Raw genomic sequence first — 12,922 nt, forward strand, 5'->3', positions numbered from 1 at the left:
ATGACGAAGTCAAGCGCTCGTGGTGACCGATGAGTCTCTCAAGCGGCTTGGGTCGCTGGTGGGACGGAGGTGAACAGCCTCTTGTCTCGCAGCATCGCCCAGAGCACGTCGACCCGGCGCCGGGCGAGTGCGAGCACCGCCTGGGTATGCAGCAGCCCCTCGGAGCGTTTCCTGAGGTAGTAGTCGCGAGATGGACCGGGCCGCATCATGGCGGTCTGGGCTGCCAGGTAGAAGACGTGCCGCAGGCGTCGGCTGTAGCGTTTTGGCCGGTGGTAGTTGCCGGAGCGGCGGCCCGAGTCCCGGGCGACCGGAGCGAGGCCGGCGTGGGAGGCGAGGCGGCCTGCATCGCGGTAGCCGGACAGGTCGCCGACTATGGCGATGAACTCGGCGCCCAGGACGGGTCCCGTGCCGGGCCTCGACTCGATGATCTCGGCGCGTTCGTCGGTGCGGAAGGTCTCGCGGATGTCCCGGTCGTTGTCCTTGATCCGCTCGTCCAGGGCCAGGAGCTGGTGAGCGAGGTCGCAGACCAGCTTGGCAGCCCGTTTCTCCCCGGGCAGCTCGATCTGCTGGGACTGCGCCGCGTCCACGGCCTTGGCCGCGACATCGCCGGCGCTGCGGACCTTGCGCCGTTCCAGCCAGGCCGTCAGGCGTCTGACCCCGACCCGGCGCAGAGCGGCCGGGGTCTGGTATTCGGTCAGCATCACCACCGGGCCCTTGGCCGCGGAGCAGTCGAAGGCCCGCTCCAGGGCGGGGCAGATACCGACCAGCAGGTCCCGAAGCCGGTTGATGAGCCGGACGCGGTCAGCGATCAGGTCGGCCCGGTAACGGGTCAGCACCTGGAGTGTCGAGACCAGCTCCGGCGGCGTACTCAACGCGGTGAAGTCCTTGGGCCGCATGCGAGCCTGGTCGGCGATGACGCGGGCGTCCCTGGCGTCGGTCTTGCCCTCGCCCTTGTAGGCGCCGGACATGCGGTTGACCGTGCGGCCGGGGACGTAGACGACGTGCTGACCGTGCGCGATCAGCAGGGCCGGCGACAAGGCGGAGGCCCGGCCGGAGACGTCGACCGCCCACCGGACCTCTTCAGCCCGTTCGCGGGCGGTCTCGATCAGGGCGAGGACCTGGACCTCGTCGTCGATCACCTTCGTCGAGAACAGCGTCTCGCCGTCGGCGTCGACCGCCACCGCCCAGTGATGCCCCTTGCCGGCGTCTATGCCGACCCATATCCGTGCTCGCCGCGAACTCAAGTCTGTGGCTCCGTTCCACCGTGCCCAGCACTTCCATGGCCCGCAGAACACTCCGCCAACAGGTCCCTGAGCAGCGATGACCGCAGTTCTCAATCAGCAGTCGGAGCGTCCCGGAGGACCGGGCGGCCATTCCTTCGCAGTCATCAACGACAGAGCCGCATCAGCCACACCCGGTCCTCCCGGACCGCCAACCATTCTTAGGGAACCGCATGTCCGAACGGACCACTACCCGCCGCCGCCAACTGGGCGCGATGATGCGAAAGTTGCGGGCCCGCAGGGGTCTGACTCTTGAGGAGGCCGGGCGGCTCGTCGGAGTCTCCAAGGCCACGGTCAGCCGGTACGAGACCCAGGCCGGGCCGGTGAAGTGGCTCGTGGTCGACGCGCTGTGCCGTGAGTACGGGGCAACGGACGCCGAGCGCAACGCCGTTATCGGCATCGCCAAGAACGCCAAGCAGCAAGGCTGGTGGAGCTCCTTCGCCGACTCCATCCCGGAGAGCATGAACCTGCTGCTCACTCTTGAAGACGAAGCCGTGCGCGAGAGTCACTTCGCGTGCGTCTACGTCCCCGGGCTTCTCCAGACTCGGGCGTACAGCACAGCGCTGCAGAAGGCCAACGAAGTCCCCCTGGAGTCAACGGAGATCGAGCGGCTGGTCGACATCCGCATGAAGCGGCAGGAGATCCTCGTCCGCCCGAAGCCGCTCCGCCTGTGGGCAATCCTCGACGAGTCCGTGATCCGCCGCGTCGTGGGGTCGCCTCCGGTCATGAAGGAGCAGCTCGACCGACTGCTCGAAGCGAACGAGTCTCCTCACATCACGCTTCAGGTGCTGCCCTTCGCCAAGGGGGCCCATGCGGCCGCGCTGGGAAGCTTCGTCATCATCGGCGGCTCAGAGCCAGCCCTCGACGTGGTCTACGTCGACTTCCACACGGGCTCCCTCTTCCTGGAGAAGGACGAGGAACTGGAGCGCTACAGACTTGCGTTCGAGTACCTCCAGGCACAAGCGTTGGACATGGAGTCCTCCTCCGCCATGATCCATCGCGCCCGCAAGGAGCTGTAATGTCCGCCGGCCCTCAGCCTGCCCATGAGCCCGTCTGGTTCAAGTCGTCGTACAGCGGCGGCAACACGACCGAGTGCGTGGAGGCCGCCTTCATCCTGTCTGGCGTGCTCGTGCGCGACTCCAAGCAGCCTGGGCACCCTCACCTCACGGTCTCGGCGAAGGCATGGGCCGGCTTTCTGGCAGGGGCGCTCCCCCAGGCGCGGTGATGACCGGGCCCGACACGCAATCGGGCACAGCCGGGACGGCAGGGAGTTCCTACGCCAGCGACCTCCGCACCGCCTCGACCAGCGACGCCGCACGCGCATCGTCGGGCCCCTCGATGATGTGGTTCATCACGTAGCCGAAAGAGATGCCGTGCTCCGGGTCGGCGAAGGCGAGGGAGCCGCCTCGGCCGGCGTGGCCGAAGGCGTTCGGGCCGGTCATGGGGTTGGTGTCGGTGGGGAGCATGTAGCCGGAGCTGAAGCGGCTCGGGATCATCAGCACCTGGTCAAGGCCGTTGGCCTGCTCCTTGGTCGCGGATGCGAGGGTTTCCGGGGTGAGCAGGCGCACGCCGTCCACCTCGCCGATCAGCGCGGCGTACATGCGGGCCAGCCCGCGCGCGGTGCCGATGCCGTTGGAGGCCGGGAGTTCCGCGGCCTGCACCTCGGGCGAGTTGAAGTCGATCTCGGCCGGATCGGTGACCGCGAACGCCCTGGTGCTGAGCGAGTTCGGGTCGCGCATGGCGGCGACCAGTTCGCGGAACTCCTCGGGGATCGCCTCCAGAGGGACCGTGGCGAGGTCGACTTCCGGCTGCTGGTACACCATCCGGCTGACCCGGTCCCGTTCGTTCGCGGGCAGTCCGATGAAGAAGTCCAGGTCCAGCGGCGCCGCGATCTCCTCGGCGAGGAAGCGGCCCGGTGTGCGGCCCGACACCCGGCGGATCACCTCGCCCACCAGCCAGCCGTAGGTCCGGCCGTGATAGCCGTGGGCGGTGCCCGGGGTCCACACGGGGCGCTGGGCGGCCAGTGCGGCCGTCATCGGGTGCCAGGCCAACGCCTCGGCCAGTGACACCGGTTGGTCCAGAGCGACCAGGCCGGCCTGGTGGGACAACAGCCGGCGCACCGGGATGTCCGACTTTCCGTTCGCCGCGAACTCCGGCCAGTACTCGGCCACTGGCGCGTCCAGGTCCAACGCGCCCCGCTGGGACAGCAGATGCGCCGCGGTCGCCGTCACTCCCTTGGTCGCCGAGTAGACGAGTTGCAGCGTGTCCCGTGTCCACGGACGAGCGGTGTCAGGGTCGGCGATCCCACCCCACAGGTCCACCACCGGCTGGCCGTCCCGGTACACGCAGACCGACGCGCCGATGTCCCCGTGCTGAGCGAAGTTCGCCGCGAACGCTTCGCGTACCGGTTCGAACCCGGCCGCGACCTCACCGTCGATCGTCGTCATGCCGCCCATCCTGGCATTTCCTCGCCTTCGCTGCCGCCGCGTTGCGGATCCTCCTCGTACGGCCGTGTTCTGCCAGGAACTCGTAGGCGGACGCCGGGATGTTCGAGGTCTCCGTGAGTCTGCGGTGCAGCCAGTCCGATGCCTCGGCCAGCGTGGAGTGGTCCCAGGGATGGTTCAGGGAGATGTCTCGCAGGAGAGTCCATTCCTGGAGTCTGTGGGTCAGGAAAGGGTGACCGGAGATGGTTTGGATCATGGTGGATGCCCAGGAGAGGTAGGCGGGGGTGAGGTGGAGCGCTGCCGCTCGTTCGTCGAGGTGGCGCAGGACGGCCGAGCGGGCCATCGTGAGGTCCGGGTCGGTGAGGATGCGGCGGACCAGCCCTGATTCCTCGGCCGGGTGGACCGTGTTCAGGGCGTTGAGATACGTCGCGAATCTCGCGTGCTCGGGCGGCTCCTGGTCGTTCATGGTGAGGTCAACGTACCCAGTCCCGCAGGAACGCCGACACCGCCTCGTGCACCTCGTGCACCTCGTGCACCTGGTCCGGCTGGTCCAGGTGGACGTCATGGCCCGCGTTCGGGACGACCGCGCGGTGGCCGTCGGAGAAGAGCCGGGCGGTCAGGTCGTCCCATTCGCCCAGGTGGCCGGCCAGGCCGTGGAGGAGCAGGAACGGGGGCCGCGTCGGCGACGGGGGAGACGACGGGGGAAGAAGGGGGGCGGGCTCGTCGTCGCGGTCGGCGAGGTGGGTGCCGTCGGAGGTGGTGAGGGTGCGGAGGGACAACTGGGGCTCCGTTCTGCGGCTCGGTGCGTGCGTGTGCAGGGGTGCGCCTTGCCTTGACACGGCTCGACTCAGGTTCAGGGAAGCCGTCGGGCCGCGCGTTAGCCTCGTAGACGATCGCGACCGTCACGGCGTACACACGACCGCGACCCGCGACCGCGAGCGATCCATTAGGAGGAGTCGGACATGGCCAAGGTTCCCAGCGCGGTGATCGCCGCGAGCGGGCTCGTCGGTGGGTACGGCGTGGCTCGGTGGACGAGGAAGCGGCAGCTCGGCGGGGTCGTGCTCGCCGTCGCGGGAGCCGCGGCCGCGCAGCAGTGGCGGCAGCAGGCCGGCGGGAAGGCCGCGGGGGCGTTGACCGCCGCATACGTCGCCGCCTTCGCCTCCTCGCATCCGCTGGCCAAGAAGGTGGGCGCCTGGCCCGCCGTGTTCGGGGTGGCCGGGGCCGTCGCGCTCGCCTCGTGGGCGGTCGCCGACCGGCGCTCCTGACCGGCGTGCCCGACGGGTGCTCCCGACCTGCGTGTCCGACCGGTGCTCCCGACCGGCGCTCCCAACCAGGGTTCCCGACCGGCGTACGGACGAAGAGCCCGTCGTGCAGGCTGAGGCCGCCCCAGGAGTTACCGGCCCAGCGCCGACCGCAGCGTCACCCCATGGCGTCGGCGCAGGCGTCGTACCTCCCACACCGACAGCAGGGTCACCGACAGCGGGCCGCCCAGCAGGAAGGTGTAGAGGACCAGGGGCGGGGCGGCCACCTCCGGGTCGTCGAACAGACCCAGGCCGAAGAGGGACCAGACCAGGAGCGGGGAGATCAGGGCCGGCAGCAGGTCGTGCACGTCGCCGAGGCGAAAGCAGGAGTTGAAGCCGTAGACCAGGGCCGCCACCGTGACGGGGACCGCCAGGAGCAGCGCGGCGGCGCAGGCGAGGGCGCCGACGAAGAACACCACGATCAGCAGAATGCTGAACAGGATGCCGTGATAGTCGAAGTCGGACAGCGAGATGATCTCGCCCTTCAACAGTTCGATCAGGAACCAGCACACTCCGACACTGAGCGGGATCGCGCACACGGTCAGCAGGGGACCCGGCAGACGCCGCGCGTACACGCGGCCGAGCGGTGAGCGCGCGGCCGCGATGAACACGGTCACGGCGACGAACGCGGTCGCGAACGTGATCCCGCAACCGATCAGCAGGTCCTCCAGCTTGCCCATGACGAACTTCTCGCGCCCCTCCTTCAACGGGTAGGCCATCAGCAGCCACACCGTCGCGGCCACGCCGACCGCCGTACGGGCCCACTGCAGGGCGCGGACGACAGGGTCGTCCACCCGGTCGGCGCGGGAGGGTTCGGCCAGCGCGGAGGCGACGGCGAACGGGTTGGGCATGGAGCGGAAGGGCACGGACCTGGTCCGGCCGACGGCGTTCACGTGTGCGTCTCCCCCGAGTACGTGCTGTGGTTCACGTGTTCGCACGTGCCACGGCGAGACACCTTATATGATCTTTACCGCCCTCGCCCCTCCACCACCCGCCCTCGCCCCTGCTCCCGCCCCTGCTCCTGCCCCTGCCCCTGCCCGTGGGGCCCCCGCCCCCGACCTGAACGCCCGTCGATACCCCTGCGGGCTCGTTCCCACCACCCTTCGGAAGCGTTCCCGGAAGGCCGTCGGGGAGCCGAAGCCCGCCTGGGCGGCGATGTGTTCCACCGGGTACGCCGTCGTCTCCAGCAGGTGCTGTGCGCGCCGCACCCGTGCCCGGTGCAGCCACTGCAACGGCGTCGTGCCGGTCTGTTCGCGGAAGCGGCGGTTGAGGGTGCGGGTGCTCATGCCCGCCCGCTCGGCGATCTGGTCCAGCGTCACATCGCCGCCGGCGCAGTTGTCCTCCAACCAGGCAAGCAGCGGCTCCAGGGTCGCTCCGGCGGGGGCCGGCGGCAGGTCGTGGACGATGAACTGGGCCTGGCCGCCCTCCCGTTCGAGGGGTACGACGGACATCCGGGCGGTCTGGGCCGCCACGGCCGAGCCATGGTCGTTGCGGACCATGTGCAGGCACATGTCCAGGGCGGCGGCCGCGCCCGCCGAGGTGAGGAACTGGCCGTTGTCGACGTACAGGACGTTCGGGTCGACGGTCACCTTCGGGTAGCGCTCGGCGAGGTCCCGTGCCGCGATCCAGTGCGTCGTCACGCGCAGCCCGTCCAGCAGGCCCGTGGCGGCGAACAGGAACGCGCCGACGCAGACCGAGGCGATGCGCGTGCCCTTCGCCGCGGCGTCCCGCAGGGCCTCCGCGACGCCGGCCGGCAGCGGGTCCGGCGGGTCCTCGACCCCGGGCAGGATGATCGTGTCCACCTCCGCCAGCGCCTCCAGGCCGTACGGCGTCCGCACCGTGAACGCACCGGCGCTCACCTCTCCGGAAGGCGACGGCGAGCAGACCCGTACCCGGTACGCCTCCCGCCCGTCGGGCAGCCGCGCCCATCGGAAGGCGTCGATCGGGGCGGCCAGGTCGAAGGGGACGACCCCGTCCAGGGCCAGTACGGCGACGGTGTGCATGGCGCGATCGTAGGCAGTGCGTCGGCGCGCTGGCGAGAATCCGTCGGCTCCTGGCATTTCCGCCGCTTCTGCGAGATCACCACGACGGCCTACCGTCGCTGCGTGACCAAGCTCCTCCTCGCCCTCCACGTCCTCGCCGCGATCGTCGCGGTCGGTCCCGTCACCGTCGCCGCCAGCATGTTCCCGCCCGCCGCGCGCCGGGCCCTGGCCGCGCCCGACGACGAACGCGCGGGCGAGACCGTACGACTGCTGCACCGCATCTGCCGGGTGTACGCCGGGGTCGGCATCGCCGTGCCCGTGTTCGGGTTCGCCACGGCGGGCGCGATGGGCGTGATGGGCGACCCCTGGTTGATCGTGTCCATCGCGTTGACCGTCCTCGCCGCGCTCACCCTCGTCGTCCTCGTCCTGCCCCGGCAGGAGCCGTTCGTGGAGTTCGAGGGCGGGGGCCAGGGCGGAGACCAGGGCGAGAGCCGGGGGGCGGGTGCGGCCACCGTCCAACTCGCCATGTTCACCGGCGTGTTCAACCTGCTGTGGGCGACCGTGACGATCCTGATGATCGTGCGGCCGGGGTCGACGACCGGGGCGTAGACGGCCCGGTTTTCGTTATCACCCCGGCTCCCGCCCGTCTCCCTGTCATGCATGTGACTCGACCTCGCCTTCCCGGACCTCTCCAGATCAGCCGCCGCAGCATGCTGAAGGCCGCGGGCGCGGCGACGGGAGCCGCCTCCCTGGGGATCGGTACGGCCCTCTCCGCGTCCCCCGCCGCCGCATCCCCCGCCGCCGCGGCCGGCCGCTACACGCACCCCGGTCTCCTGCACACCCACGCCGACCTGGCGCGTATGGCCGCCAAGGTGAAGGCGGGAGCCGCGCCCTACACCGCCGGGTTCGCCAAGCTCACCGCCAACCGGCATGCGCAGAGCGGCTGGACGGCCAACCCGCAGGAGATCGTGTACCGGGGCTCGGGCTCGCCCCAGAACTACGCGACCCTCTACAACGACATCCACGCCGCCTACCAGAACGGCCTGCGCCATCACGTCAGCGGCGAGAGCGGGTACGCCGACACCGCCGTGGCGATCCTCAACGCCTGGTCCGCGAAGCTGACTTCGGTGCAGGGGTCCGCCGACCGGTTCCTCGCGGCCGGGCTGTACGGCTACCAGTTCGCCAACGCCGCCGAACTCGTGCGCGACCGCGCCGACTTCGAGCTGGAGCGCTTCCAGAAGATGCTGAGCACCGTCTTCTCCCCGCTCAGCGAGAGCTTCCTGACCGACCACAACAACGCCGTCGTCACCAACTACTGGCCCAACTGGGATCTCACCGCCCTCGCCTGCGTCCTCGCCACCGGCATCTTCTGCGACGACGGAAACAAGGTGGAACAGGCCGTCGAGTACTTCAAGAACGGTTCCGGGCTCGGCTCCGTCAGGCACGCCATCCCCGTCGTGCAGGACGACGGCCTCGCCGAGTGGCTGGAGGCCGGCCGCGACCAGGGGCACTCGCTGCTCGGCGTCGGCCTCATGGGCACCGTCTGCGAGATGGCCTGGAACCAGGGCGTCGACCTCTACGGCTACGACGACAGCCGCTTCCTCAAGGGCGCGCAGTACGTGGCCAAGTGGAGCCTGGGCGGTGACGTGTCCTACACCGCGAACACCCGCAGGAAGGGGGCGATCGGGGGCTGGTCCGGCACCGAGACCGCCTCCGACGCGGCCGCCGTCGACCCGACGATGACCCGGCCCGTCTGGGCGATGATCGCCAACCACTACACCAAGCGCCGGGGACTGTCCGCCCCCTACCTCACCCGGATCGCCGCCAAGGCGGCCCCCGAGGGCGGCGGCGGGGACTACGGCCCCAACAGCGGCGGCTACGACCAACTCGGCTTCGGGACACTGACGTTCACCCGGGACAGGTCGGCATCGGCATCGGCGTCAGCTTCGGCTTCGGCTTCGACCTCGACCTCGGACACCACCGGGTCGTCGGACCAGACGGCCGAGACCTCCGCCTCGCCCTCCGCCTCCCCCTCCACCGGCTCCACGAGCCCTGCCACCGGCCGGACCCCCGCCAAAAAGAGCGGCGACCTCGCCTCCACCGGCTCCACCGACCTCGTCGCCTGGACCGCCGCCACCGGCGTCACGGCCCTCGCCGGCGGCCTGCTGCTGCTCCGTCGCCGAGGGCGCGTACGAGACGTACGAGACGGGGCCGAGTGACCCCGTAGGGGCGGGCCGTGGGGGCCTACGCCCCCAGGCCCCGCGCCACCGTGTAGATCACCAGCCCCGCCAACGATCCCACCACCGTGCCGTTGATCCGAATGAACTGCAGGTCACGGCCGATGTGCGCCTCGATCTTGCGGGTCGTGTGCTCCGCGTCCCAGCCCGCCACGGTGTCGGTGATCAGGGAGGTGATCTCCTTGCGGTAGGTCGTCACGACGTGCACCGCCGCGCCCTCGACCCAGCTGTCGACCTTCTCCTGGACCCTGGGCTCGGTGGCCATCCGGGCCCCCAGGGAGAGCAGGGAGGCCCGCACCCGCAGCCGCAGCTCGCTGCGCTCGTCCTCCGCAGCCGCGACGATCATGGAGCGTACGGCGGTCCAGGCGGACGCGATCAGGTCCTGGACCTCGCCGCGGCCCAGCACCTCGCCCTTGAGCCGCTCCACCCGCGCGCGCGTGTCCGTGTCGGACTGGAGGTCGGAGGCGAAGTCGGTGAGGAAGCGGTCGAGGGCGCCGCGGGCCGGGTGGGAGGGCATGTCCCGCATCTCCGCGCAGAACCGCAGCAGCTCCTTGTAGACGCGCTCGCCGACCTTCTTGTCGACGAACCGCGGGGTCCAGCCGGGCGCGCCGCCCTGCACCGCGTCCATCACGGAGTCGGCGTGCAGCACCAGCCAGTCGTGCGCCCGGGTGACCACCAGGTCCACCGCGCGCCGGTGGCCGCCGTCCGCGACGACCTTCTCCAGCATCTTCCCTATGCCGGGCGCGATCTCCTGGGCGTCGGCCCGCCGGGTGATCGCCTCGCCGACCACCGCCTGGACGTCGGAGTCCCGCAGCACCGTCAGCGCGCCCCGCAGCGCCGTCGCCAGCTCCTGGGTCACCCGGTCGGCGTGCTCCGGCTCGGCCAGCCACACGCCCAGCCGGCTGCCGATGCCGACGGTGCGCAGCCGCTGTCGTACGACGTCCTCGGAGAGGAAGTTCTCGCCGACGAACTCGCCGAGCGAGACGCCCAGCTGGTCCTTCTTGTTCGGGATGATCGCCGTGTGCGGGATGGGGAGGCCGAGCGGGTGGCGGAAGAGGGCGGTGACCGCGAACCAGTCGGCGAGCGCGCCGACCATGCCGGCCTCGGCGGCGGCCGCGACATAGCCCGCCCAGGCGCCGGCGCCCCGGTGGGAGGCCCACTCGGCGAGGACGTACACCACGGCGACGAACAGCAGCAGGCCGGTCGCGGTGAGCTTCATGCGCCGTACGCCGCGCCGCTTCTCCTCGTCTGCGGCACTGAAGACCGTCATCGTGCGTACGACACCCACCGGCTCCCCTTCTTGATCACTTTCTTCCGATTTCGTACGATCCATCCGCTTCACCCGTTCCACCCGTTCCGCCCGCAGTCATTGTCCCCACTTGACCTACTCCTGGAACGGAACAAGAGTTCCCGGCGTCTGTCAGACGGGGGAGCTCAACGGTGAACTCCTGAACACACGTATGACCGCACGACCCGGAGCCTCACCGCTCCCCTCACCGAGGAGAACCACAGCCGCATGGCCGCCGAGCGTCATGTACGGCACAGCGCCCTGCTGTCCGCGATCGTCGCCCTCGTCGTGGGCCTGTCCGTCGCCATATACGCCTCCGTCGCCGCCGACCACGGTCTCGGGCGCGCCGGAAACGCCCTCGCCGGGCCCGGCGGGCATCGCGACGCGGCGGTCCCCGCCTCCACCGGCGTCTGGGTCGGCGCCTGGGCCGCCTCGCCCGTCGGCGGCGAGCCGGGCACCGAGACCTCCGGGACGGCGGACCGCACGGTCCGCAACATCGTGCACACCGGCGTCGGCGGGACGAGCGCCCGCGTCACGCTGTCCAACCTCTACGGCACCGGCCCGCTGACCGTCACCCACGCCACACTCGCCGTCGCGGCCGGAGAAGACGGCCCGGCCGTGGCCGCCGACACCCTGCGCCGGCTCACCTTCGGCGGGGCCACGACCGTCGTCGTCCCGGCCGGCGGGCAGACCGTCAGCGACGCGGTGGCCGTCGCCGTGCCGTACGACTCCGACGTCGTCGTCAGCATCTACTCCCCCACCTCCGCCGGCCCGGTCACCTACCACCCGCGCGCCCGCCAGACCAGCTACGTCGCCGACGGCGAGCACACCGAGGACGTGACCGGCGCCCCGTACACCGGGGCCGGGGACCACTGGCGGTATCTGACCGCGCTGGACGTGCTCGGCACCGAGGCCGACGGGACCGTGGTCGCCCTGGGCGACTCCCTCACCGACGGGGCCACCTCCAGCACGGACGCGAACCGCCGCTGGCCGGACGTGCTGTCCGACCGGCTGCGCACCGCCGTCGCCGACGCCTCCGGCGGCTCGGACGGCTCCGGCGCGCCCCGCTACGGCGTGGTCAACGAGGGCATCAGCGGCAACCAGGTCCTCGCCGACGGAGCGGGCCCGACCTCGGGCAACCCCAGCGGTCTGAAGCGCTTCGAGCGGGACGTCCTCGGCCGGCCGAACGTCAAGGTCGTCGTGATCGACCTCGGCGTCAACGACATCCTGCGCAACAAGGGCCTCGCCGACCCCGACGCGATCCTGACGGGCCTGCGCGCCCTCGTCGACCGGGCCCACGCCCACGGCATCAAGGTCGTCGGCGCCACCCTCATGCCGTTCCACGGCCACCGCGGCTACAGCGACGCCCGGGACGACGTACGGCAGCGCATCAACGCGAAGATCCGGGACGGCAAGGTCTTCGACGCCGTCGTCGACTTCGACAAGGCGCTGCGCGACCCCTACGCCCCGCGCAGCCTGCGCCCCGACTACGACTCGGGCGACCATCTGCACCCCAACGACCGGGGCTACCGCACGATGGCCCAGACCCTGCGCCTGACCGAGCTGACGGGGTCGGCGCCGGCCGAGCTCTAGGTCACCACGTCTAGGACCCGTCGTTCAGGACCCGTCGTTCAGGACCCGTCGTTCGGATCAGGCAGGGGACTCGGGGCGTGCCCGTCCAGTTCGCGCCGTGCCGCCTTGCGCTCCAGTTTCTGCTGCTTCTCCTGGTCCTTCTGGCGGCGGCGCGCCTCCCGGGTCTGCTTGCGTTCGACGCCGACCCCGCCCCAGAAGGCGAACCCGGTGACGATCACCCGCGGACCGCCCGGGTCCGCCGGGACGCCCGACTCACTGTGGTCGAAGCCGCCCATGACGCCGATGCCGCGTACGACGACCTCGACGCCCGGCGGTACGACGATCTGCATCCCGCCCATGATCGCGATGCAGTTGATCTCGACCTCGCCCGCCGCGAAGTTCGCCTCGCGCAGATCGATCTCGCCGCCGCCCCAGAAGGCGAAGCAGGTGAAGCGCCGGGGCACCGTCCAGCGGCCCTTGCGCTGGAAGCCGGACATCACGGCCACGGCCCAGGACGACGAGCCCTCGCCGCCCACGATCCGCCCGGCCCAACTCCCGTCCGGCTGCGGGTCCTTGCGCAGGGACAGCGCGGGCGACACCGAAGGCGGCGGGGTGACGCCCGCGACCGGCAGGTCCCGGGTGATGGGCGTCAACTCGCCGTACGTGCGCGCCCGGTACGTCTGGTCCAGCCGCTCCTCGAACTCCGTCATGTCGAGGCGGCCCTCCGCGAGGGCGTCCCGCAGGACCTCGGCGACCCGCTCGCGATCGGCGTCGGAGGCGCGGAGGTCCGGGACTGCGTCGTCGGTCATATCAGCAGC

14 protein-coding genes are annotated in these 12,922 nt (G+C 70.9%); 6 read left to right on the forward strand and 8 right to left on the reverse strand.

The window, feature by feature from the left end; translation table 11 throughout:
- Positions 1-38: 38 nt before the first annotated feature.
- Positions 39-1,244 carry an IS110 family transposase gene (locus tag OG562_RS15915; protein WP_266397930.1) on the reverse strand — a complete coding sequence of 402 codons (1,206 nt, stop codon included), beginning with the start codon at positions 1,242-1,244 and terminating at the stop codon, positions 39-41.
- Between the two features lie 209 nt (positions 1,245-1,453).
- Here OG562_RS15915 and OG562_RS15920 point away from each other — a divergent pair, with 209 nt between their 5' ends.
- Positions 1,454-2,299, forward strand: coding sequence for a helix-turn-helix transcriptional regulator (locus tag OG562_RS15920; RefSeq protein WP_266397933.1), 846 nt, complete (start codon positions 1,454-1,456; stop codon positions 2,297-2,299).
- Positions 2,299-2,505, forward strand: a complete 207-nt coding sequence (locus tag OG562_RS15925) for a DUF397 domain-containing protein (RefSeq protein WP_266397936.1) — start codon at positions 2,299-2,301, stop codon at positions 2,503-2,505. Before OG562_RS15920 ends, OG562_RS15925 begins: the two co-directional genes overlap by 1 nt.
- A gap of 49 nt (positions 2,506-2,554) precedes the next feature.
- On the opposite strand, the gene OG562_RS15930 is transcribed toward OG562_RS15925, so the two are convergent.
- The 3 genes from OG562_RS15930 to OG562_RS15940 are packed head-to-tail and all read right to left on the reverse strand — an operon-like array spanning position 2,555 to position 4,503.
- Positions 2,555-3,727, reverse strand: coding sequence for a serine hydrolase domain-containing protein (locus OG562_RS15930; protein ID WP_266397939.1), 1,173 nt, complete (start codon positions 3,725-3,727; stop codon positions 2,555-2,557).
- Positions 3,708-4,190: a hypothetical protein gene (locus OG562_RS15935; protein ID WP_266397941.1), complete on the reverse strand. Its 483-nt coding sequence runs from the start codon at positions 4,188-4,190 to the stop codon at positions 3,708-3,710. Before OG562_RS15935 ends, OG562_RS15930 begins: the two co-directional genes overlap by 20 nt.
- A gap of 7 nt (positions 4,191-4,197) precedes the next feature.
- Positions 4,198-4,503 (reverse strand): hypothetical protein, encoded by a 306-nt coding sequence (locus OG562_RS15940; protein ID WP_266397943.1) that lies wholly within the window; start codon positions 4,501-4,503, stop codon positions 4,198-4,200.
- Between the two features lie 183 nt (positions 4,504-4,686).
- Between OG562_RS15940 and OG562_RS15945 the strand changes: the two genes are divergently transcribed.
- Complete coding sequence (locus tag OG562_RS15945) at positions 4,687-4,989, forward strand: hypothetical protein (protein WP_266397946.1); 303 nt, start codon at positions 4,687-4,689, stop codon at positions 4,987-4,989.
- Between the two features lie 128 nt (positions 4,990-5,117).
- Here the strand turns inward: OG562_RS15945 and OG562_RS15950 are convergent, their stop codons facing one another.
- The gene (locus OG562_RS15950) at positions 5,118-5,918 is read right to left on the reverse strand and encodes a hypothetical protein (RefSeq protein ID WP_266397947.1); all 801 of its coding nucleotides are present in this window, start codon (positions 5,916-5,918) and stop codon (positions 5,118-5,120) included.
- 63 nt (positions 5,919-5,981) lie between these two features.
- A complete protein-coding gene (locus OG562_RS15955) occupies positions 5,982-7,028 on the reverse strand; it encodes a GlxA family transcriptional regulator (RefSeq protein WP_266397950.1) in 1,047 nt (348 codons plus the stop codon).
- Positions 7,029-7,130: 102 nt separating this feature from the next.
- Between OG562_RS15955 and OG562_RS15960 the strand changes: the two genes are divergently transcribed.
- Both OG562_RS15960 and OG562_RS15965 read left to right on the forward strand, forming a co-directional pair.
- Positions 7,131-7,616: a hypothetical protein gene (locus OG562_RS15960; RefSeq protein ID WP_266397952.1), complete on the forward strand. Its 486-nt coding sequence runs from the start codon at positions 7,131-7,133 to the stop codon at positions 7,614-7,616.
- 101 nt (positions 7,617-7,717) lie between these two features.
- Entirely contained in the window at positions 7,718-9,226 is a 1,509-nt protein-coding gene (locus OG562_RS15965) for an alginate lyase family protein (protein WP_266397954.1), read from the forward strand.
- 25 nt (positions 9,227-9,251) lie between these two features.
- On the opposite strand, the gene OG562_RS15970 is transcribed toward OG562_RS15965, so the two are convergent.
- Entirely contained in the window at positions 9,252-10,577 is a 1,326-nt protein-coding gene (locus tag OG562_RS15970) for a DUF445 domain-containing protein (RefSeq protein ID WP_323187516.1), read from the reverse strand.
- Between the two features lie 183 nt (positions 10,578-10,760).
- Between OG562_RS15970 and OG562_RS15975 the strand changes: the two genes are divergently transcribed.
- Positions 10,761-12,125, forward strand: coding sequence for an SGNH/GDSL hydrolase family protein (locus OG562_RS15975; RefSeq protein WP_266397959.1), 1,365 nt, complete (start codon positions 10,761-10,763; stop codon positions 12,123-12,125).
- A 38-nt stretch (positions 12,126-12,163) separates the two neighbouring features.
- Here the strand turns inward: OG562_RS15975 and OG562_RS15980 are convergent, their stop codons facing one another.
- On the reverse strand, positions 12,164-12,913 hold the full coding sequence (locus tag OG562_RS15980; RefSeq protein WP_266397961.1) for a DUF1707 domain-containing protein: 750 nt from the start codon (positions 12,911-12,913) through the stop codon (positions 12,164-12,166).
- Positions 12,914-12,922 lie beyond the last annotated feature (9 nt).

Source organism: Streptomyces sp. NBC_01275, assembly GCF_026340655.1.
Lineage (GTDB): Bacteria > Actinomycetota > Actinomycetes > Streptomycetales > Streptomycetaceae > Streptomyces.

What these genes read in the sequence shown, in the direction of transcription:
- OG562_RS15920 (WP_266397933.1), top strand. Translation starts at nt 1,454, where the DNA reads ATGTCCGAACGGACCACTACCCGCCGCCGCCAACTGGGCGCGATGATG.
- OG562_RS15925 (WP_266397936.1), top strand. Translation starts at nt 2,299, where the DNA reads ATGTCCGCCGGCCCTCAGCCTGCCCATGAGCCCGTCTGGTTCAAGTCG.
- OG562_RS15930 (WP_266397939.1), bottom strand. Translation starts at nt 3,727, where the DNA reads ATGACGACGATCGACGGTGAGGTCGCGGCCGGGTTCGAACCGGTACGC.
- OG562_RS15935 (WP_266397941.1), bottom strand. Translation starts at nt 4,190, where the DNA reads ATGAACGACCAGGAGCCGCCCGAGCACGCGAGATTCGCGACGTATCTC.
- OG562_RS15945 (WP_266397946.1), top strand. Translation starts at nt 4,687, where the DNA reads ATGGCCAAGGTTCCCAGCGCGGTGATCGCCGCGAGCGGGCTCGTCGGT.
- OG562_RS15955 (WP_266397950.1), bottom strand. Translation starts at nt 7,028, where the DNA reads ATGCACACCGTCGCCGTACTGGCCCTGGACGGGGTCGTCCCCTTCGAC.
- OG562_RS15965 (WP_266397954.1), top strand. Translation starts at nt 7,718, where the DNA reads ATGCTGAAGGCCGCGGGCGCGGCGACGGGAGCCGCCTCCCTGGGGATC.
- OG562_RS15970 (WP_323187516.1), bottom strand. Translation starts at nt 10,577, where the DNA reads ATGGATCGTACGAAATCGGAAGAAAGTGATCAAGAAGGGGAGCCGGTG.
- OG562_RS15975 (WP_266397959.1), top strand. Translation starts at nt 10,761, where the DNA reads ATGGCCGCCGAGCGTCATGTACGGCACAGCGCCCTGCTGTCCGCGATC.
- OG562_RS15980 (WP_266397961.1), bottom strand. Translation starts at nt 12,913, where the DNA reads ATGACCGACGACGCAGTCCCGGACCTCCGCGCCTCCGACGCCGATCGC.